Here is a 20,050-nt window from a genome sequence, read left to right as displayed (position 1 = left end):
GGGCGCGCTCATATATTTTCCGCCTCATCCAAGTCGACTTGCATTGTCGGGATTGAGTAGTCCACCGAGCTTTTTTCTGGGAAGCGATGTGGTGACTCAGGTCGTCTTGATTGCTTGCGACGCTCTCGTTTAGTGGTAGCGGCGGCTTCATCTTGGATCTGTCGTTGCTGCTCCATCGCGGAGAACAAAGCTTCCTCACCGATAACTCCCGGAGAGATATCCCTCATAATTCGCTTCGCTTCACGCAGCTCATACAATGAAAAAGGACCCTGGGAGCGATCCACCAGCGGCACTTCAATGTAGTCCCCTTGAAAATACAGATAGACCTTGGATAGATCTCCTTGGTGATAGTGGACGGCGTGACGTTGCCCATCATTGACAAGCTGCGAGATTCCAGGGTCCCAGTACTTCAGTCCAAGGACGGATATTCCTTCGCGGGTGACCGCACGCAATTCCTGCGGCAAGAATCCCACCAGAAAGTTCTTTGGGTTTGCGATCATTGGTGGTATTTGGATCTTGCCAGTGGAATCAGTCCAACTGGCTTCCCAAGCCTCATATGGAGTCCTACCCTGTAGACCACGGTGTCGGGTGTGGTGATAGACACCAACGATCTGGTTGCCGATCCACGAAGCCAACTCCTTCATGGTCATGACCGCATGTCGCTCTGAGTCATAGTCCTTGCGTTGCTGCGTATTGGAGAAGGTGGTGCCAGGCAAGAGATGAATCTGCCCCATCAGCGTGCCGATGAATCGTTCAATGTAGGCGCCGTAATGGGGCTTTTTCACTGGTCGAAGATGGACTTTGATGCCGTATCTCTCGCACTGTGCTTGAATTCCGTCCGCGCGAAATGTTTTTGCATTGTCCCAGCTAACTTTCTCAAATATTCCGAACATTGGGTACGCCAAATTCAGCCCCAAGCGCTGTAGCCATTCGCCTTTTGGAAGACAGGCATGGGCTAAACATAGTGCAACGCAGGTCTGTGTCGGTGGATCCATGCTCAAGTAGTAGCCGACGATGCAACGAGTATGTACGTCAATGGCGATCGTGATCCATGGACGACCTATCGGTAAGCGAGTTCGGGGGCAGACCACAATGAGGTCGATCAAAGCATGATCTATCTGCACCATCTCCAAGGCGCGATGAGTAGTGATTCCTCGGACTGCGGGTGCCTGTAAAGTCAACGCTTGATCAGCCCCGAGACGCCTGGTAACCGCGATCATTGGGTCGACAGATCGCACTCTGCTTCTTACTGCCTTGTAAGAGGGCGCCTGTAGCTTGGCTTCGTTGCAGAGCTCGGATGCTCGTCTATGCACTGCGGCGATCGTGCCCCCAGGGCGTTTCAAACAAACTTCTTGAATGGCGCGGTTGACGATGGCCTCGATGGATGGTCGCAGATGCTTCGCGCCCGGGGACGGACCGGGCAGCGCTTTTAGCTGTGAGGTCGGCGTTGGGTCAGTCAAGAAGAGCGCGAACCTCCTCACGACCGTTCTCCTGTGCACGCCCATTCTTACTGCGACGACATCGATCTGATTGCCAGAGGGTCGTCTTGGCAACGATGCCAGTGCATCACTCCACGCCCTAGCATGTTCTTCTGCAGTTGGGTTGGCATCGCAAGCGGGGACGATCGACCGATTTTCCTGCCGAGCGATGGGCGCTGAGAGCTGTTCTGCACGAGCCCACACTAACTCCCTTAGCCCTTCGATACGCACCTGTATGCGTTGCGGGCTGCAAACGGTAAGGACGCGAACCGCACGTCCATCCAGAACAGCTTGGACACCTTCGACGAGTCGAAAGGCGGCAACCTCCGCCTTGATGCGGGAACTTGATTTCCTGCTCATTCCTCGTGCCTGTACCATGGGTCCTCCGGCAAATGGCAGGCCGCACGACACCCTCCTCTTGACGACAAGGCATTTAAGGGAGCAGGCTGAGTGGTAATCGGACGTCAACCGGTTACCAATGAAAGCCCGGGCGTTAGCGCGCTCGGGCTTTCACGTTTGCTCAGTTCAGGAAGTCGTATGCGGCGTTTTCGGTGGCGTCGTCAGCGCTCCAGTGCGGCTGGTCTAACGCACTAATACGCCTTTTTTCGGTCGAGATCTAGCTGAACAAAACTTACGCAACTCCATGAATTACATGGAGTTTGATATAAATATATCGGACTCAAGCGCTGGTTCGAACGTCGAGCAATGCTTGGCGCCAACTCATTGGCAACTGATTGCTAGCGCAGCAATCGGTCCGGTGGCATCTGATCGCGAAAAACCACGGTCTTTCGAAGATGCTTGTCCATCACTTCGATCTGCCATAGCTCTTTGTTGGCTGCCAGCAAGCTGCACAAATGCTGCACTTCCGCGTTGGAAAGATTGGCGCCATTGATGATCGTTGCTCCGCGGACTCTTGGTGGCTCGAGCCCCTCAAGCACGCGCAAGTTCGCGGGGTCGTAACCTGCCGACGGCAGCTCATTCTCATCGGCCATGTCTCGCCTCCAGTCAAAGTGTCATTGTCAGCGAATGGGAGGATGACCGGAAAGTGAGAAATATGTTCGCCCTAGATCGTGTCCCGGAGTTGGGTCCTATTCTGAGTTCGTGTCTGCTGCTGCGTCTTGGTGCTTGATGCCCCGATTCGAACTTCTTAAACCGTTGAAAATAATACATTTTTCCCGTGCGCACAATTTAAGCTCACTGACACTGGCGGTACTACTGGTCCCTGCTGCGGCTGGTGCTGGACCGGCTGTTGCAGGGAAACCGGGACGATTCCCAAGCCATGGAGGCCCTATGCCTATGAACCGTCCCCCGTGCTGGCCCGAGGACCGCACCCAACCCAACCCGTGCGCGCTGGCGCACTACGCCCGCGTCGTCAACGGACATAACGACCTGACCGCCGACTGGCTGGGCTGGAAACAACGCGGTCACTGGCTGGTGTCGCCAGCGGGTGACCGCATCAGTCCGGAACGCATGAAAGGCGTCCTGTGGTGTCTCCAGCAAGAGGAACGACTGACCGCCGCCCGCAATCGGAACGCGTCACGAAAGGCGGTTCGGCAGCAGATGGTGAAGGTCATCGTCGTAGACCTGGCCGACTGGCAGGCCCAACGCTTCGGAACCCGCGCCGGTTGAAGGCGTCACCGTAGGGGCGCTGCCCCTACACCCCTGCAGTTGTCAGGACTGTTCTATCGGCAGGATGTCTGTGGCCACCGGTCAGGACAAAAGCTCCAACCCCTCGACCCGAGACGTTACCGGCGTGAAATACCAGAGTATGGCCAGTACCGCCACGACAGCCGCGGCGACCAGCAGCAGGACCAACACCGGTTGATTGCCATGCAGTTTCATAGCGCGCCCTCCGGATGAAGCCGAAACCAGCATAGACCTCCGGAAATCTCACCGCCAGAGACGGAAGGCGTCGCCGTAGGCGACGTTGCCCCTACACCCCTATTTGCAGGCGTTCCACACCGCATCATCAAGACTGCGCAACAGGCTGAAATTGCGGTTGATACCCGCCGCCTTGAGTGTGGATTCGCGCTGTTGTTTGGCCGCCTGACAGGCATCGGGATTCTTTCCCGAATATGCCGGCAGCGAAACACCGACACCAGACCCGGACCGGCTCGTCGTCCAATCCGTCCCCGCCATCCGCCTCAAATCAGCAGACTCAGCTTCCTGCCGCCGCTGACGAAGCTGCGCGGCGCGCTGCTGCGCATACGTCGGCGGTGGCTCGGGCGTGGCATCGCGTACCCAGACCTCGCGCTGGCCCGCATTGCACGGGTCCGACTGGTAACTGGTGTGCCCCTTGGCGTCCACGCACTTGTGCAACTGCTGGGCCTGCGCGGTGGCAACCGCCAGCAAAAAGAGCATTCCGGTCATCCTGAACATGGCATCCCCTTTCCCTAGGAACGAAGGGTATACCAATCAACCAGACAATCAAAAATGACTGGCCGGCGCTTTCACGACATTTGATGTCACGCCCACGTCGGTGACCTCGCCGGGCAATGTTATCGCCACAGGCGCATGTACCCGCCCTGCCCCGCAGGCGCTTGTGGCGGCTCGCGCGGCGGCTGGGCCTCTCGCTGCCGGTACGGGTTATAAATCGAGCCGTACGGCGCTTCGGACGCTCCAGGTTCATGTTCTCGCGCTACGGCCCTTCCGGTACCTGACGTTCACGACCACGAATCCTAGGGTGCCGAGCCGGCGTCCTCGCTCATCGCCATGACCGCGAACAGCATCCAGGTGGTATGGGGAATCCATTGTTCCACCCAGCGCCACTGTTCCGAATCCGGGCCCGGCGCGAAGCTGATGCCGGCGCCGCTGTCGCTGCCCACCGCACCGGTGATCCCGTTGGAGATGCCGCCCACGAACATTTCACCGGCGCTCTCCAGCACCGTGGGCGGGTTCTTCGCGCCAAAGCCGTAGAGCATGGACATGCCGTATGGATTGCGGCCCAGCGTCCAGTCGAGTTGGCTCTGTGCGTAGCGGGCCTGTTCTTCGGGCAGGCCATATCCGGCCGTACCGTTTTCCGCCAGCTTGCGTCCGCCGATGACCATGGCCGCGCTCAGCGATGCCAGGCGGGCGCTTTCGCCCTGCCACCAGTAGCCGGTTTCATTGCGATGCGGGATGAAGAATCCTTCCAGCACGTCTCCCGCGGCCTTCCCGTTCTGGGTCAACTGGAACCGTTGGCGGGCGTAGCCATACGGATTGGCGACCGCGTTGGTGACGGTCAGTTCGTGTTTCAGCGCCAACCCGATGACATCCAGCGCACGCTGGCGACGCGCCTGTTCCGGCTCGATGTCGACATAGGCGGACAGACTGATCACCGGCAAGCCCGCCTCCGCCGCATGGTAATAAGGGCGGCTGCCGCCATCGCTGATGAAACCGCCATCCGCCGCCTGCCGCGCCATCAGACTGGCCGCGCGTCCGCGCGCATCATCGAGGTAACGTTGCTCGCCGGTGGCATTGTGCAGTTCCACCAACGCCATCAGCGCGGTGTAGTCATCGATGATGTTTTCCTTGCCGTCGGCGCAGTACCGCGGGTTGAATTCGCGCAGATGCTCGTAGGCGCGTCGTGCATCCGCCAGATAGGTCGTGCCGTTGAATTCGCCGTGACGACCGGTCTGCTTTGCCAGCATCGAAGCGCGCGCGAGCGCCGCGATCGCCATGCCGCCTCCGGCGCGGAACGCCGAGCGATACAAGGTGGTGTAGGTTCCCGCGGCGCCTTCGTAGCCAGTGACCATGCGCACGGCGCCCGGGGTGCCCCACTGGTCGAACACCGTGGTGTAGAAGTAGCCCTCCGCGTCCAGGATGCGGTGCAGATAGTCCGCGCCCCAGAACGCCTCGTCCTCGATCTGCGTCTGCAGGCCGTGGGCGGCGAACAGCGTCTTCCGCGCCTGCGCGCCATAGGCGAGTACCCAGGCCGCCATCGAAGCCTGCTGCGGATTGAAATGATTGGCATAGCCCAGGTGCGACAGGTATTTGCCCTTGTCGCCGCCGGCATCCTGCCAGCCGCCCCATGCATTCACCCGGCGCGAAGTCTGGAAGATGGGCAGATCACGGTCGGCATCATCGGTGTGGCGGCTGCGATGGAAGTAGCCCAGCAGTTGCGCGCCGGTCGTGGCGAAGACGGCGTGATCGCGCACTTGCACCGGTGCCGACGTCGCATGCTGTTTGCCGATGCGCACGTCCACCTGGTACAGGCCGGCATGCTCGGCATCCGAGAAGTCGACGCTGAAATAGCGTTTGCCCGGACTCCATTCGGCGAACGGCGGCAACGGGCGCAAAGCGCCGTTCCGGACCGGCTTGCCATCGCGCAGCACGGTGTAGCTGCCCTCCCCGGCGTCGCCCGCGTACTCGACGATGGCCTGTTTCGGCCCCCGCCGCTCCAGCGCCACCTGGTTGATCTGAACCAGCAGCGGCTCGGTCGGCAGGCTCACCGAAACCGTGGTCGCCGGTGCGGACGCCTGCGCCGATGCGGCTTCTGTCTGCATCAGAGGGACCAGCGCCATCGCCAGCGCGGCCATCATGTGGAGTCCGGTCTTGCGGGAATGCGGCAAACGGGTCATCGGCACGGTTCCGGATAGACTAGCGTCGCAACTTAGCCACGCAGTCGGCTGTCGTCAATAAATATTTCACATGGATGTATGAATATACAGACTGTTGCCTCCCCTCCCCTACGCTCAACCGGTTTCAACGCCTATGAACATTGGCCGCGGCGCCACCCAGCAATCCAGCGCCCCCTACAACCGCCGTCTCGTGCTGGATTTCATCCGCCAGCACGGTGCGGCGTCGCGCAAGGACATCCAGGAAAAGGTCTCGCTCAGCCCGCAGACGGTGGCGAACATCACCAATGAGCTGGAATCCATCGGCCTGATCGTTTCCCGTCGGCAGAAGGACCTGAAGACCCGCGGCCAACCGCCCATCGCTTTCGAGATCAACCCCGACGCGGGCCAATCCATCGGAATCAGTCTGGAACCGGGCCGCGCCTCCGGCGCGCTGGTGAACCTGGTGGGCCGGATCGACGCCCGTTTCGAAGTGCAGTTGCAGGGGTGTGATCGGCCGCAGCTGCTGGCCGGCCTGCTGGAACTGGTGGCCAACCTGCGCCGCCAGGCCAATGCCCGACTGTGGGGCATCGGTGTGGCCCTGCCCGGCCCGCTGGGTGATACCGAGCTCAGCTTCGTCGGCCCCACCGCACTGGAGGGCTGGAAGGACCTGTCCATCCTCGACCAGTTGCAGGAAGCCACCGGCCTGCCCTTGTTCCACAGCGTCGACAGTGTCGCAGGCGCACTGGGCGAGACCCTGTACGGCGTTGCCCGGCATCTGGACACGTTCTTCTATCTGCACCTGAGCATGGGTCTGGGCGGATCCCTGATCGTCGGCCGCAACACTTACCGGGGCGCCGACGGCAACGCCACCGAGATCGGCCACGTGCCGGTCGTTCCCGGCGGCACGCCCTGCTACTGCGGCAACCAGGGCTGCCTGGAGCGTTACCTGTCCCTGCACTCGCTGGCCGAGGCGCTGGGGCTGGATGACGGGCAGATCCGGACGCCGGACCTGCTCGACCGGCTGGACGACGTGGACGATCTGCCCCTTCAGCAGTGGTGCCGACAGGCCGCCCAGCGCCTGCGCGATGCCATCTGCATGATCGAGAACATGCTCGACCCGCAGACCATCGTCATCGGCGGCTCCGCGCCGCAGAAGCTGGTCCGGCGTCTGGTCGAGCTGGCGCAGCCGCTGCACCGCTCGGTACGCGGCCGCCCCGCCCCGGAACTGCCGCGGGTGATGATTTCCCAGCGCGAGGAGGATTGCTCGCTGCTGGGCGCCGCGGTGCTGCCCATCCACGAACTGCTCTCCCCACGCCTGCAGGTCCTGCAGAAGGACGACCTGGGCGACGTCCAGACAGCGGAACTGCTCGGCCATCGCCCGGCCAATGGCGGGCGTCGCATTTAATTAAACTTCCACTGGATATTTTTATTGACAGGGTCGGATTGGGGTGCCTATAGTCGGCCCCATGAAGCACGATCAGCCCCAATTCAGCATCATCGGTGACGTCAGCGTGGACCTGGTTCTGGGCACGTTGAAGAGCTGGCCCAAGATCGGCACCGAGCAGTTGCTGCCACGCAGCGAGCTGCGTGCCGGAGGCTCGGCGGCCAATTCCGCGCTGGCGGCCCGCCATCTCGGGCTCAGCCCCCGGCTGATCGGCGCAATCGGTGACGATGACCTTGCGCAGTGGCTACGGCTGCAGCTGGCCGGCATTCCGATCGAACTGCAGACCTGTGCCAGCGACACCACCATGTCGGTGGGTCTGATGCATGCCGATGGCGAGCGCACGTTCTTCACCAGTTATGGGCACCTGCAGCATTTGACCCCGGCCTTCGTGCTGGCACACCTCCCGCAGGCGCCGGCTGGCAGCATCGCCCTCTTCACGGCTCCCTTCCTGTTGCCGGGACTGCGCGAACACTACGACGCGCTGTTGGCCCAGGCTTCGGCCAGGGGCTATCAGGTGGCACTGGATCCCGGCTGGCCACCGGAAGGCTGGACAACCCGGGTACACGAGGAAGTCGAAGGCTGGCTGGCCCAATGCGACCACCTGCTGATCAACGAGCTCGAGGCGACGAGCATCGCCGGCACCCAGGAGCTGACGCTTGCCGTGGAGCACATCGCCCGCCTGCTCAAGCCCGGCGCCCATCTGATCATCAAGCTGGGCGCCGCCGGCGCGCTGGGCCATGTCGATGGCCAGAGCACCTACTACGCCACCGAAGTCGCGTCGGGGATCTTCGACACGGTGGGCGCCGGCGACAGCTTCAACACCGGTTACCTCGCGGCGCGGCTGAACCGTGCAGGCCTGCGGGACGCACTCGGCGCCGGCTGCCGGACCGCCGCGGCGATCCTGCCGCGCTTTCCGCGCAAGCGCATCGCGGCGGGCGAACTCTCCCACTGCCTGCAACCGCAACCCTGAGTTCCGGAGACACGATCATGAAGCATCGGCCGATGATCATCAGCTACATCCTCCTGATCTGGTTCGCGATCTCGTTCATCACCAACCTGATCGGGCCGCTGATGCCGATCGCCATCCAGGATTTCAAGCTGAGCCTGACCATGGCCGGCTTCATGCCGTTCTCCTTTTTCCTCGCCTACGGCCTGGTCTCGATCCCGGGCGGGATGCTGATCGAGATCCGCGGCACGCGCTTCACCCTGTTCACTGCCTTCACGCTGAATTTCATTGGCGCGCTGGCCATCGCCCTGATCCCCGGCTACGTCTCGGTCGTGGCCGGCCTGTTCGTCATCGGCCTGGGCATGGCGTTGTTGCAGGTCGTGATCAACCCACTGATGCGCACCGCCGGAGGCGAGGAGCACTTCGCGTTCTTCTCGGTGATGGCGCAGCTGGTGTTCGGGCTGGCGTCCTTCCTCAGCCCGCTGGTCTTCCGGCTCTACATGCAGCGTCCCGGCATGGAAGGACAGCCGCTGGCCTGGCTGACGTTCTACTGGTACTTCAGCGCCGCTTTCGTGCTGCTGGCCCTGCTCAACCACAAGCTGCCGTTGCCGACGGTGGAGTTGAAGGAAGACGAGCGCGCCGGCAGCCGCGACGTCTACCGCGGCTTGCTGCGCCGTCGCGACGTCCGCCTGTTCTTCCTGGCGATCGTGGCCTATGTCGGCACCGAGCAGTCCATCGCCAACTGGATGTCGCAGTTCCTGCACAGCTATCACGGCCTGTCGGCCACCGAACAGGGGGCCGTCGCCGTCAGCCGCTTCTGGGGCCTGATGTCGCTGGGCTGCCTGGCCGGCCTGGGCCTGCTGAAGCTGCTGGATTCGAAACTCGTGCTGGCGATGTTTTCCGTTCTGGCCATCGCCTGCCTCGCGCTCGCGCTTTTCGGCCCTGCAGCCGTCTCTCCACTGGCGTTTCCCGCTGCGGGTTTTTTCTTGTCGGTGATGTTCTCGGTGATCTTCTCGCTGGGACTGAACTCGGTGCGCCAGCATCACGGCGCGTTCTCGGGGATCCTGTGCAGCGGCATCCTCGGCGGCGCCATCGTGCCGCTGCTGATCGGTGTCGTCGCCGACCACTGGGGCCTGCGCGTCGGTCTGTCGCTGGTCTTCATTCCCCTGCTCTACATCCTCAGTGTCAGTGCCTGGGCCAGGCCACTGGTGCGCAACCAGACCCTGTACTCCGCAAAAAACACCCCCGCTTCGCCCTGACCGGGCAGCCACACCGCCATCGCACGGGCCCGCCGGCCCGAGTCGCCGTACAACCAGGAGCCCATGATGAAAAAGCATCCCAGCGCTGTTCGACCGACCGGCATCGCCGTCGCGGTGGCAGCGGTACTGCTCAGCTGTGCCACCGCCCCGGTCCTGGCGCAGTCCACCGACGCCAGCGGGGATCCGCAAGCCGCCAGTGACGATGCTCCGACCACGCTGCAGACCGTGCGGGTGTCCGCCACCCGCCTCGATTCGGACCTGCTGAAGACGCCGGTGACCGTCACCGCCGTCACCCAGGAGGCGTTGACCCGCGAGGGCATCCGCGACGTGCGCGGCCTGTCCGGCAAGATGCCCAACCTGCAGATCGCCGCCGGCCCGGACTCCGGCGTGCAGGTCAGCATCCGCGGCATCGGCGCCAACAACTTCACCGAGATCGGCGATCCGGCCGTGGGCCTGCATGTGGCCGGACTGTATTCTCCGCGCCCGCAAGGCGCGCTGGCACTGATGTTCGACGTGGACCAGGTCGAAGTGCTTCGCGGTCCGCAGGGCACCCTGTTCGGTCGCAATTCGACCGGCGGCAGCATCAACATCATCCCGGCCAAGCCGCGTTTCGATTCCAGTTTCGGCAGCACCGAGATCGAGCTGGGCAGCTACAACCTGCGCCAGATCAACCTGATCCAGAACCTCGCGGTGAACGATCGCTTCGCCCTGCGCGTGGCCGCCACCAAGGTCGAGCGCGATGGCTGGATCGATCAGCAGCAGGACTTCACCGACGTCGACATCCCCGAGCGGGGTTTCATCGCAGACGGCATCCCGGACGTGGATCAACGCCGCAACGTCAAGGTTCCGCGCAGCAAGTACTACTACAACCGGGACGAATGGGCGGCCCGCATCGCGGCTCGCTTCGCCATCACCGACAACGTCGAGTGGCTGCTGGCCTACGAGAAGTTCCAGAATTCCGGCGCGGGCCAGGTGGGGCTGAAGGACTGCAAGCAGGCGGCCGGTACCCGTTTCGCGTGCACGGGCGGCAAGTGGGACGTGAAAATCAACGTGCCCGGCCGGACCGACATGTCCATCGACACGGTGCGCTCGAACCTCAACTGGTATCTCAGCGATACCAACAGCATCGAATACAGCGTGGCGTTCGCCAAGCAGCAGCGCTTCCAGATCTCGGACGATGACGGCGGCTACCACGAGATTCCCTCGCAGGTCACCGCCACCCTGCCGGTGCCGGCCGACGGCGACTGGGGCGTCTGGCCGGTGCGCGACAACACTTCCATCACCCTGGACTCGGAATACAAGTCGTTCGTGCACGAACTTCAGTTCAAGCACCAGGGCGAGCGCCTGAACCTGGTGTCCGGCCTGTTCTGGATGCACGAGAAGAACTCCATCGACTATGCGCAGGAAATGCTGGTCAACGCGCCGTTCGGCTATCCGATCAGCCAGTTCTACCATCAGCCCAATCGCCAGATCGACGCCAAGGCGATCTTCTCCCAGGCCGACTGGCGCTTCGCCCCCACCTGGACGGCGACCTTCGGCGCGCGCTTCAGCCGTGACTCCAAGACCGATCGCGGCGGCCAGGTATACGGCGGCTGGGACACCACATCGACGGCTTACTACAACGGCCTTTACAACCCGGGCACCCCCGGCGAGCCAGGCTTCCGCCCCCACAACGGCCGTGACCTGACCGAAGGAATGGGACCGTTCGCCGGCATCGGCGCCTATCGGCTGTGGGGACCGCCAGCAGAAAACGCTCATTCCGATTCCTGGCGCAAGTTCACCTATCGCCTGGGCCTGACCAAGGATCTGTCCGAAAACGAGATCCTGTTCACCTCGTTGTCCACCGGTTACAAGGCCGGCGGCTTCGGTGACAAGGACGATGCCTGCGATGGCAAGGTCTGCGTGGATGGTCCCCCGGGCCCGCACTACACCTTCTTCCCGTACCGGCCGGAAACCGTCACCAACCTGGAATTCGGCTACAAGGGCCTGCTGCTGGACAAGCGCCTGAGCCTGTCCGTCACCGCGTTCTACAGCCGCTACAAGGACATGCAGGTGACCGGCGACTTCTTCGCCGCCAAGGTGATTGTCAACGAACCCTGTCCGGAATGGGACCCGACCTGCGACGTGGTCAAGAAGTGGCAGACCGTCAATGTCGGCACCGTGAACATCCCGGGCGTGGAAGTGGAGTTCGACTACCTGCCCACGGCCCACACCCGCATCGGCGGCTTCTTCTCGTACATCAACAGCAAGATCAAGGACTATCCCAGCTTCAGCGATGAGTGGAACTGCGGCGTGCGCGAAGAATTCGGCGCCGTGCCCTGTCCGGATCCCTACACCGGTCCCAACCCCGAGTTCGCGGGCCGGCAGATCTACGACATCACCGGCAACCACCTGCCGATGACCCCGAAGTTCACCGCCGGCGTCAACGTGTCCCACACGTTCAAGTTCGGCAATGGTTACGAGCTGGTGCCCTGGCTCAACGTCAAGTGGCAGGACAAGATGTACTTCACCCTGCGCAACCTGGATAACGCGCACATCTCGGATGGACAGGAGGCTTACGCCACGATCGACGCCAGTCTGAGCCTGCAGTCGCCGTCGTTCTGGCGCGCGGAGCTGTACGTGCTCAACGCCACCGACAAGATGACCAAGAACTGGGCCGACGATGCCGGCGGCTTCATCCGCGCCTACTGGAACGACCCGCGCACGGTCGGCCTGCGCGTCCGCTTCGACTACTGATGCCGTCGTTGCCGGTTGGCCGGCATGGTCACCCGTTGCCCCGAAAAACCGCCCTCAGGGGCGGTTTTCTGGTCTCATGCCATGTCAATCAATGCGCGGCGATGTAGATGTCGCGCAAGACGTCCCGTTCGAGCGAAAGCTCGTCCAGCCGGTTCTTGACGATGTCGCCCAGGCTGACGATGCCCACCAGCTCATCGTCGCTGATCACGGGCAGATGACGCAGGCGCGCATGGGTCATCATCGACATCGCCTGTTTCAGCGTGCTGTCGGGCGTGATGCTTTCGATGGTGGTTTCCACCAGCCGGCTCAGGGGCCGCTCACCGGCCTGTGTGCCGTGTTCCGCCACCGCGGCCACGACGTCCTGTTCGGACACGACGCCAACGGGGTGCGCCAGGCGGGTCACGACCAGTGCCGCAATCTTGTGGGCGGTCATCTTCCTGGCAGCAGCGCCGATGGTATCCCCGACATCGATGGTGACCACATCGCCGGGTTTGGACTTCAGGAGTTCACGAATTTTCATGGGGGTCTCTGGCTGGTCGGGTTGCACCCATCAGGTGCGTTGCCCGTGTTGTGTGTCCAGACTCTATGACCTGCCCACCCGCCTCACTAGACGGCCGGAAGGGAATTCACCCTTCCACGGATGTAGGCAATGCGCATGTTCCCTGCGCGCGGCAAGCGATCTGGCACGCCATCCTGCGCCGGTGGTAGCGACGCAATCCAGACAGTGGTGTCGCTGCGGCAGGCATCAGTTCAGATTCCGCATCGATGCCCCAGCCTCCGTCCCCGGCCCCGGCCCCGGCCCCGGCCTCAGGCATGGACTTCGCCGCTTACCGCGATGCGGGGACTGCGGAACCCCATGGCGATCCATGCCTTCAACAGCCTGGCAAAGAACACGCCGGACTGGCGCTTGAGATTGGGAACGTCGCTGGGCAGGACCGACGCGTCCGGCAGATCGCCGGTCATCGTGCGCATTTCCAGCGGCGGCAACGTACCGTCGGGCCACAGGCCACCATACAGGCTCAGCCAATGTCCGCCCTCGAACTCGAGGAACACGGGCGTATTGCAGCAGGTGGCGACAACGCGCCGGGTTGCCGCGCCGTTCGAGAGGCGGAATTCCTTCAGCTGATCCGCGCCGGCGGTGAACTGGACGCGGTCCTTCCGGTACAGGACGAATCGCGTCCCGCCCCGCGGGTCGAGCATGGGACGTGCGCACGGCAATTTCTCCAGCCTCGCGGCGGCCGCGCGGCAACTGTCGCAATGGCACTCGACGCTGGTGATGGGGTTTCCCCGGACGCTCAGATTGAGTCGGCCGCAGGCACAGGCGAGAGGCAGGGTCGGCATGTCGGGCCTTCTGTCATGGATTCAGTTCATCGACGAACCGGGAGATGCGATTTCGACACGCTGATCGCCACGGTTCCTGGAATCGCCCCTAGACGCCCCAGAGCGCGCGCGCTTCCTCGGCGACCATCTGCGGCATTTCCTCCGGCCAGAACAGCTTTCCGCCTTCGACAAGCCGGATCCCGCGGGATCCGGGCAAGGTTTCATCGAGCCAGTGAGCCCATGCGACGGGAAACAGGGGATCGGCAGTCCCCCATGCCATGCGGGTGGGGGCGTTCAGCTGGCGCAGATCGGACACGATCGCGAGCAAGGGATTGGATTCAAGTGCCGCCAGGTAGCGATTGAGCTGCGCCCTGCGCGATGGAGAAGCGACGAGAGGCCGGAAGTAGTATTCGATCGCGTCATCCGCGACGGCGGCTGGCGTCATGTAGGCCGAACCGAAGATGCCCTTCTCCGAGCGGGCATGGACGCGGTCGTCCAGGTGCCGCTGCATCTTCCGGTCATAGGTGCCCGCCTTGGCCGCATTGATCGAATTGCGCATCTGCGCCGGCGGACAGTTCTCGTGGACATCGCAGTTGGTCAGGAGCATCGTGCGGACCCGGTCCGGATGCCGCACCGCGAAGAGCTGCGCGATCGTTCCTCCGCTGTCGTTGGCGACCAGATCCACGGACGGAATCCGGAGGTGGTCGAGAAGCGCCGCAAGCATGTCGGCCTGCGCTCGCGGGGACAGATCCTGCTGCCCGGAAACCTCCGTGTATCCAAGTCCCATGAAATCCGGTGCGATGCATCGCCGATAAGGTGAAAGGCGGTCGAGCGCGCCGCGCCAGTGAAAGCCGTTCAACGGGAATCCGTGGAGGAACAGGGCCGCCGGGCCATCGCCCTGCGCTACATAGGCAATCCGCCCGAAAGACGTATCGGCAAAGCGGCGGAGTGCGGCGAACTTCGCGGTATCCAGCGCTCTCCTGTTCCTGGAGTGTTCCGCGCGGGATCCGGCAAAGGCGCCGGCACCCGTGAACATCACGCATGCCCCCAGAAAGTTCCGTCGATTCATCTCTGCACCTGCCGCCAGCGGCATTGTCTGTTGAAAGGGGGAAACCAGGTCCAACGCTTCCAGTACACGATCATCCGCAACGCTCGGCTTGCGTTCGATGGGCGGCGGCGAGTAACCCGACCGGCATCATCTCCGGGCGGGCGCGGGACCGACCATGCGAATGCGGTCCTTCAGGCCAAGTCAGGCTTGTGGTCGTCAGGCCTCGTCCATTTCCCCGCCTCGCGGAATCCGGCTGGCGCCCCCAGCACTGGCCCCGGACGACCTTGCGCTGTCTAATCGGCAAGTTGCGAAACCGGAACCGGGAAACTCCATGAAGATGACGTGCAAGGCCACGTGGCGCCGCGGGCTGGCGGTACTGGCGATGATCCTCCCCTCGGTGGGCGCGATGGCGCAGACACCGGCGATGACGCCGGACATCACCGGCAAGGAATTCGCCGTTTCGAAAGACGGCTTCGACCATGACAAGCGCGTGGTCATGGTGCCGATGCGCGACGGCGTCAAACTCTACACGGTTATCGTCGTGCCCAAGGGAGCGAAGAACGCACCCATGCTGCTGACCCGCACGCCGTACGACGCGGCCGGCCGCGCCCAGCGCACGGAATCGCCGCGGATGATCGACATCCTGCCGCAGGGCGATGAAGTGTTTGTACGTGGCGGCTACATCCGTGTGTTCCAGGATGTGCGCGGCAAGTACGGATCCCAGGGCGACTACGTGATGACCCGCCCGCTGCGCGGGCCGTTGAATCCGACCAGGGTCGATCACGCCACGGATGCCTGGGACACCATCGAGTGGCTGGTCAAGCATGTACCGGAATCCAATGGACGTGTCGGCATGCTGGGTTCTTCGTACGAGGGCTTCACCGTGGTGATGGCGCTCACCGACCCGCATCCCGCGCTTAAAGTGGCGGCGCCCCAGAGCCCGATGATCGATGGCTGGATGGGCGACGACTGGTTGAACTACGGCGCGTTCCGGCAGGTCAATTTCGGCTACTTCACAGGCCAGTTGACCAAGCGAGGCAAAGGCGTGTCGCTTCCCGGCCAGGGGCTGGACGACTACACGACGTTCCTGCGCGCCGGTTCGGCCGGCGATTACGCGCGTGCCAACGGGCTGGAACAGATTCCGTGGTGGCGGAAGATGACCGAGCATCCCGCCTATGATGCGTTCTGGCAGGAGCAGGCGCTGGATCGGAAGATGGCCGCCACGCCGCTGAAGGTGCCGACGATGTGGCTGCAGGGCCTGTGGGACCAGGAAGACATGTGGGGCGCGAACCACAGCTACCAGGCGATGGAGTCGCGCGACACCGGCAACAACCTCAACTACCTGGTGATGGGTCCGTGGCGGCACAGCCAGGTCAACTACGAGGCGCGCAACCTGGGTGCGCTGAAATTCGACGGTGACACCGCGTTGCAGTTCCGCCGTGACGTGCTCAAGCCCTTCTTCGACCAGTATCTGATCGAGGGCGCGCCTAAGGCGGACACGCCGCCGGTGCTGGTCTACAACACCGGCGAAGATCACTGGGATCGCCTGCAGCAGTGGCCGCGCAGCTGCGCCCAGGGCTGCGCCTCGCCTGCCCGGCCGCTGTACCTGCGTGCGGGAGGACAGCTCTCGTTCCAGCCACCATCGAACGGTGAAGGCGATTTCGAGGAGTACGTCTCCGATCCCGCCAAGCCGGTGCCGTTCGCGCCGCGTCCCGTGCGCTTCGGCGATCGCGACATGTGGACGACCTGGCTGGTCAAGGATCAGCGCTTTGTCGATGGGCGGCCGGACGTGCTGACCTTCATCACCGAACCGCTGGCCGAGCCGCTGCGCATCGCCGGCACGCCGTGGGTCAACCTGCAGGCGTCGACCAGCGGCAGCGACAGCGACTGGGTGGTCAAGCTGATCGATGTCTATCCCGATCAGGTCGCCTCGTCGCCCGAGATGGGCGGGTTCCAGTTGCCGGTATCGCTGGCGATCTTCCGTGGGCGCTACCGCGAGAGTTTCGAGCGGGCCAGGGCGATTCCCTCCGACCAGACCCTGCCCTATCGCTTCGCACTGCCGGAGGCCAATCATGTGTTCCTGCCGGGCCATCGGGTGATGGTGCAGGTGCAATCGACCCTGTTCCCGCTGTATGACCGCAATCCGCAGACCTTCGTGCCGAACGTCTACTTCGCCAGGCCGGCGGACTACCGGAAGGCGACGCAGCGGATCTGGCACACGCCGGAAGCGGCGAGTTCGATCGAATTGCCTGTCTACTGAGCTACGAACGACGTTCCCGGCAGACGCACGCCCGGCCATCTGGCCGGGCGAACCTCGATTGCGGCGGATGCCGACGGAACGTCGTCCGGACCTTTCCGGAAGTGATGACGTTTCCGTACATCATGGGCGTGGCGTGGCCAGGTCTTCCAGAATCGGACATTCCGGCCGATCATCGCCATGGCAGCGTTCGGCCAGATCCAGCAGGGTCTGCTGCATGGCCTGCATTTCCGCGATCTTGCTGCCCAGATCGTCGGCGTGCGCACGGGCGAGTTTCTTGACCTCGGCGCTGGCCCGGGTCCGGTTGTCCCACAGTCCGAGCAGCACTTCGATCTGCTTGATGGGGAATCCCAGCAGGCGTGCGCGCTTGATGAAACGCAGGCGGTGCACGTCGTTGTCCGGGTAGACCCGATAGCCGGCGAAGGTGCGCCCCACGGGCGCCAGCAGCCCGATGCTCTCGTAGTGCCGGATCATCTTGGCGCTGACCCCGCTGAGCGCGGCGGCCTCGCCGATATTGTGCAGGCCCTGCTGGCGGGCCTCGGCCAGTTCCGGCCGTGATGTCGATGCAGGTCGGGGCATGGAAGTCTCCTAGGCATCCAAGGTGGGATGCCAACGGCGCAAAAGCAAGGTATTGGCGAGCACGCTGAGCGAGGACAAGGCCATGGCCGCGCCCGCCAGCACCGGGTTGAGCAGGCCGAAGGCCGCCAGCGGAATGCCCACCACGTTGTAGGCGAATGCCCAGAACAGGTTCTGGTGGATCTTGCCGGTCGTCCGGCGCGAGATTTCCATGGCGGCCGCGACCAGGCGCGGATCCGATCGCATCAGGGTCACACCGGCGGCGTGCATCGCCACGTCGGTGCCCGATCCCATCGCCAGGCCCACCGACGCCGCGGCGAGCGCCGGCGCGTCGTTGATGCCATCGCCGACCATGGCCACCGTGCCCGCCTCCTGCAACTGGCCGATGACCTCCGCCTTGCCATCAGGCAGCACGTTGGCGCGCACTTCGTCGATGCCGAGACGGGTGGCGACGGCCTGCGCGGCGCCCGCGTTGTCGCCCGAGATCATCACCGTGCGCAGCCCCATCGCATGCAGACGGGCGATCGCATCGGCCGCGCTCTCGCGGGGTTCGTCCCGGAATGCGAGCAGGCCGCGCAGATGGCGCTGGCCGCCCTGCTCTTCCGCCAGCCACGACACGGTGTGTCCGGACGCGCCAAGCCGCTCGGCCTGCGCATCCAGCGAAGCCAGATCGATGCCCAGCTCGCGCATCAACTGCGTGCTGCCCAGCCACACGTCGCGCCCGGCCACCCGTCCGGTCAGGCCGCGTCCGGCCAACGCCTGGATGTCCGCCGCGGCGGTCACCACCTGCGCCTCCGTCGCCGCGAGCACCGCCCGCGCGAGCGGGTGCTCGCTGCCGGCCTGCAACGCGGCGGCCAGCGCCAGCAGCGCTTCCTCCGTTCCGTGCGCCGGAATCCGTTCAGTCAGCACCGGACGTCCCCGGGTCAGGGTGCCGGTCTTGTCGAACGCGACGATCGTGACTTTGCGGGCCATTTCCAGCGCCTGCGCATCCTTGAACAGGATGCCGGCCCGGGCCGCCACGCCGGTGCCTGCCATGATCGCGGTGGGCGTGGCCAGGCCCAGGGCGCAAGGACACGCGATCACCAGCACCGCCACCGCATTGAGGATCGCCTGGTTCCAATCGCCGGTGACAACGCCCCACCCGATCAGCGTCGCCAGCGCGATGGCGATCACCACCGGCACGAACACCGCGCTGACGCGATCCACCACCCGCTGTATCGGCGCCTTGCGCGCCTGCGCATCCTCGACCAGACGGATGATCCGCGCCAGCGCGCTTTCCGCGCCGACCGCCGTGGTCGTCACCGCGATCGTGCCTTCGCCGTTGACGGCGCCACCGGTCACGCGATCACCGGGGTTCTTGGCGACCGGCAGCGATTCGCCGGTGATCAGGGATTCATCGGCGTGCGTCCGGCCTTCGAGCAGTTCTCCGTCCACCGGAATCTGTTCGCCGGGCCGCACCAGCACGACGTCACCCACCCGGACCTCGTCGATCGGCAGATTCACGTCCCCTTGCGGGCGACGCACGCGCGCGGTCGCGGGACGCAGCGCCTGCAAGGCACGGATCGCTTCCGTGGTCTGCCGCTTGGCGCGCGCCTCCAGCCATTTGCCCATGAGGATCAGGGTGATGATGACCGCCGAGGCCTCGAAGTACAGGGGCTGTGCACCGTGATGGGAGGTGCCCGCCAACAGGTGGTAGACACTCAGGCCGTAACCGGCGCTGGTGCCCAGCGCGACCAGCAGATCCATGTTGCCGGTCCGCGCCTTCAGCGCCTTCCAGCCCGCCTTGTAGAACCGCGCGCCGAGCCAGAACTGCACCGGCGTCGCCAGGGCGAACTGCAGCCAGCCCGGCAACATCCAGTGTTCGCCCCACAGCAGCGCGATCATCGGCAGCGCCAGCGGAAGCGAGAGCAGCAACGCGAACCGCAGGTGCCAGACCTCGCGGGAGATTTCCCGTCCTTCCTTGCCGGCCTCGTCCGGGGCCTGCGCGCTGACGGATGCACCGTAGCCGGCCGCCACCACCGCGGCGACCAGTTCTGCATCGCTGGCCTGATGAGTGGCGAGGACGCGCGCGCGTTCGGTGGCCAGGTTGACGGTCGCATCCGCCACGCCGGGCACACCGTTGAGCGCGCGTTCGATCCGCGACACGCAGGAGGCGCAGGTCATGCCCTGCAGCGACAGCTCGACTTCACGGGTGGCGACTTCGTAGCCGGCCTGGCGTACCGCGGCGTCCAGGGTTTTCAGGGCCAGCGGCTGCGCCGAGCGCACTTCGGCGGTTTCGGTGGCCAGGTTGACCGACACATCGGTCACACCCGGCACGGCGCGCAGTCTGCGTTCGACGCGCCCCACGCAGGACGCGCAGGTCATGCCGGCGATACCGAAGCGGAACCGCTCGTCGGACCCGTTCCGGGACGCGGCCGCGGTGTGGTTCGGAGATGCATTCATCAGGGC

At 64.1% G+C, this 20,050-nt stretch carries 16 protein-coding genes; 6 read left to right on the top strand and 10 right to left on the bottom strand.

What is annotated here, in order from left to right:
* Positions 1-8: 8 nt before the first annotated feature.
* Positions 9-1,838, bottom strand: coding sequence for a transposase (locus AC3DEZ_RS16595; protein ID WP_488389207.1), 1,830 nt, complete (start codon positions 1,836-1,838; stop codon positions 9-11).
* Between the two features lie 377 nt (positions 1,839-2,215).
* A complete protein-coding gene (locus AC3DEZ_RS16590) occupies positions 2,216-2,470 on the bottom strand; it encodes a hypothetical protein (RefSeq protein ID WP_488389206.1) in 255 nt (84 codons plus the stop codon).
* Positions 2,471-2,774: 304 nt separating this feature from the next.
* Between AC3DEZ_RS16590 and AC3DEZ_RS16585 the strand changes: the two genes are divergently transcribed.
* Positions 2,775-3,107: a DUF3653 domain-containing protein gene (locus AC3DEZ_RS16585; protein ID WP_488389205.1), complete on the top strand. Its 333-nt coding sequence runs from the start codon at positions 2,775-2,777 to the stop codon at positions 3,105-3,107.
* An 81-nt stretch (positions 3,108-3,188) separates the two neighbouring features.
* Here AC3DEZ_RS16585 and AC3DEZ_RS16580 read toward each other — a convergent pair whose 3' ends face one another.
* The 3 genes from AC3DEZ_RS16580 to AC3DEZ_RS16570 all read right to left on the bottom strand — a co-directional run bounded on the left by AC3DEZ_RS16580 (position 3,189) and on the right by AC3DEZ_RS16570 (position 6,037).
* Complete coding sequence (locus AC3DEZ_RS16580) at positions 3,189-3,320, bottom strand: hypothetical protein (protein ID WP_488389204.1); 132 nt, start codon at positions 3,318-3,320, stop codon at positions 3,189-3,191.
* Positions 3,321-3,419: 99 nt separating this feature from the next.
* Positions 3,420-3,857: a DUF4124 domain-containing protein gene (locus tag AC3DEZ_RS16575; RefSeq protein WP_488389203.1), complete on the bottom strand. Its 438-nt coding sequence runs from the start codon at positions 3,855-3,857 to the stop codon at positions 3,420-3,422.
* A gap of 299 nt (positions 3,858-4,156) precedes the next feature.
* A complete protein-coding gene (locus AC3DEZ_RS16570) occupies positions 4,157-6,037 on the bottom strand; it encodes a glycoside hydrolase family 9 protein (RefSeq protein ID WP_488389202.1) in 1,881 nt (626 codons plus the stop codon).
* Positions 6,038-6,170: 133 nt separating this feature from the next.
* On the opposite strand from AC3DEZ_RS16570, the gene AC3DEZ_RS16565 reads away from it, so the two are divergent.
* The 4 genes from AC3DEZ_RS16565 (at position 6,171) to AC3DEZ_RS16550 (ending at position 12,401) form a co-directional block, all read left to right on the top strand.
* Positions 6,171-7,421 (top strand): ROK family transcriptional regulator, encoded by a 1,251-nt coding sequence (locus tag AC3DEZ_RS16565; protein ID WP_488389201.1) that lies wholly within the window; start codon positions 6,171-6,173, stop codon positions 7,419-7,421.
* Between the two features lie 61 nt (positions 7,422-7,482).
* Positions 7,483-8,430 (top strand): carbohydrate kinase family protein, encoded by a 948-nt coding sequence (locus AC3DEZ_RS16560; RefSeq protein WP_488389200.1) that lies wholly within the window; start codon positions 7,483-7,485, stop codon positions 8,428-8,430.
* A 17-nt stretch (positions 8,431-8,447) separates the two neighbouring features.
* A complete protein-coding gene (locus tag AC3DEZ_RS16555) occupies positions 8,448-9,665 on the top strand; it encodes an MFS transporter (RefSeq protein ID WP_488389199.1) in 1,218 nt (405 codons plus the stop codon).
* Between the two features lie 66 nt (positions 9,666-9,731).
* The gene (locus AC3DEZ_RS16550) at positions 9,732-12,401 is read left to right on the top strand and encodes a TonB-dependent receptor (protein WP_488389198.1); all 2,670 of its coding nucleotides are present in this window, start codon (positions 9,732-9,734) and stop codon (positions 12,399-12,401) included.
* Between the two features lie 88 nt (positions 12,402-12,489).
* Here the strand turns inward: AC3DEZ_RS16550 and AC3DEZ_RS16545 are convergent, their stop codons facing one another.
* The 3 genes from AC3DEZ_RS16545 to AC3DEZ_RS16535 form a co-directional block, all read right to left on the bottom strand.
* The gene (locus tag AC3DEZ_RS16545) at positions 12,490-12,921 is read right to left on the bottom strand and encodes a CBS domain-containing protein (protein ID WP_488389197.1); all 432 of its coding nucleotides are present in this window, start codon (positions 12,919-12,921) and stop codon (positions 12,490-12,492) included.
* Between the two features lie 287 nt (positions 12,922-13,208).
* Entirely contained in the window at positions 13,209-13,742 is a 534-nt protein-coding gene (locus AC3DEZ_RS16540; RefSeq protein ID WP_488389196.1) for a GFA family protein, read from the bottom strand.
* 88 nt (positions 13,743-13,830) lie between these two features.
* Entirely contained in the window at positions 13,831-14,790 is a 960-nt protein-coding gene (locus AC3DEZ_RS16535; protein ID WP_488389195.1) for an alpha/beta fold hydrolase, read from the bottom strand.
* Positions 14,791-15,151: 361 nt separating this feature from the next.
* Between AC3DEZ_RS16535 and AC3DEZ_RS16530 the strand changes: the two genes are divergently transcribed.
* Positions 15,152-17,029 (top strand): CocE/NonD family hydrolase, encoded by a 1,878-nt coding sequence (locus AC3DEZ_RS16530; RefSeq protein ID WP_488389326.1) that lies wholly within the window; start codon positions 15,152-15,154, stop codon positions 17,027-17,029.
* Positions 17,030-17,149: 120 nt separating this feature from the next.
* Here AC3DEZ_RS16530 and cueR read toward each other — a convergent pair whose 3' ends face one another.
* Positions 17,150-17,605, bottom strand: coding sequence for a Cu(I)-responsive transcriptional regulator (gene cueR, locus AC3DEZ_RS16525; RefSeq protein ID WP_488389194.1), 456 nt, complete (start codon positions 17,603-17,605; stop codon positions 17,150-17,152).
* Between the two features lie 9 nt (positions 17,606-17,614).
* Positions 17,615-20,044 carry a heavy metal translocating P-type ATPase gene (locus AC3DEZ_RS16520; RefSeq protein WP_488389193.1) on the bottom strand — a complete coding sequence of 810 codons (2,430 nt, stop codon included), beginning with the start codon at positions 20,042-20,044 and terminating at the stop codon, positions 17,615-17,617.
* Between the last annotated feature and the right edge of the window lie 6 nt (positions 20,045-20,050).

This window comes from Pseudoxanthomonas sp. 134C1 (genome assembly GCF_057773065.1).
The sequence above is the reverse complement of the archived record's forward strand: the minus strand, read 5'-3'. Positions and strand labels throughout refer to the sequence as shown.

Bases quoted from the DNA above. Each gene is read 5' to 3' on its own strand.
- AC3DEZ_RS16595 (WP_488389207.1), bottom strand. From the start codon at position 1,838: ATGAGCAGGAAATCAAGTTCCCGCATCAAGGCGGAGGTTGCCGCCTTT.
- AC3DEZ_RS16560 (WP_488389200.1), top strand. From the start codon at position 7,483: ATGAAGCACGATCAGCCCCAATTCAGCATCATCGGTGACGTCAGCGTG.
- AC3DEZ_RS16590 (WP_488389206.1), bottom strand. From the start codon at position 2,470: ATGGCCGATGAGAATGAGCTGCCGTCGGCAGGTTACGACCCCGCGAAC.
- AC3DEZ_RS16570 (WP_488389202.1), bottom strand. From the start codon at position 6,037: ATGACCCGTTTGCCGCATTCCCGCAAGACCGGACTCCACATGATGGCC.
- AC3DEZ_RS16540 (WP_488389196.1), bottom strand. From the start codon at position 13,742: ATGCCGACCCTGCCTCTCGCCTGTGCCTGCGGCCGACTCAATCTGAGC.
- AC3DEZ_RS16535 (WP_488389195.1), bottom strand. From the start codon at position 14,790: ATGAATCGACGGAACTTTCTGGGGGCATGCGTGATGTTCACGGGTGCC.
- cueR (WP_488389194.1), bottom strand. From the start codon at position 17,605: ATGCCCCGACCTGCATCGACATCACGGCCGGAACTGGCCGAGGCCCGC.
- AC3DEZ_RS16545 (WP_488389197.1), bottom strand. From the start codon at position 12,921: ATGAAAATTCGTGAACTCCTGAAGTCCAAACCCGGCGATGTGGTCACC.
- AC3DEZ_RS16585 (WP_488389205.1), top strand. From the start codon at position 2,775: ATGAACCGTCCCCCGTGCTGGCCCGAGGACCGCACCCAACCCAACCCG.
- AC3DEZ_RS16575 (WP_488389203.1), bottom strand. From the start codon at position 3,857: ATGTTCAGGATGACCGGAATGCTCTTTTTGCTGGCGGTTGCCACCGCG.
- AC3DEZ_RS16565 (WP_488389201.1), top strand. From the start codon at position 6,171: ATGAACATTGGCCGCGGCGCCACCCAGCAATCCAGCGCCCCCTACAAC.
- AC3DEZ_RS16555 (WP_488389199.1), top strand. From the start codon at position 8,448: ATGAAGCATCGGCCGATGATCATCAGCTACATCCTCCTGATCTGGTTC.
- AC3DEZ_RS16520 (WP_488389193.1), bottom strand. From the start codon at position 20,044: ATGAATGCATCTCCGAACCACACCGCGGCCGCGTCCCGGAACGGGTCC.
- AC3DEZ_RS16550 (WP_488389198.1), top strand. From the start codon at position 9,732: ATGAAAAAGCATCCCAGCGCTGTTCGACCGACCGGCATCGCCGTCGCG.
- AC3DEZ_RS16530 (WP_488389326.1), top strand. From the start codon at position 15,152: ATGATCCTCCCCTCGGTGGGCGCGATGGCGCAGACACCGGCGATGACG.
- AC3DEZ_RS16580 (WP_488389204.1), bottom strand. From the start codon at position 3,320: ATGAAACTGCATGGCAATCAACCGGTGTTGGTCCTGCTGCTGGTCGCC.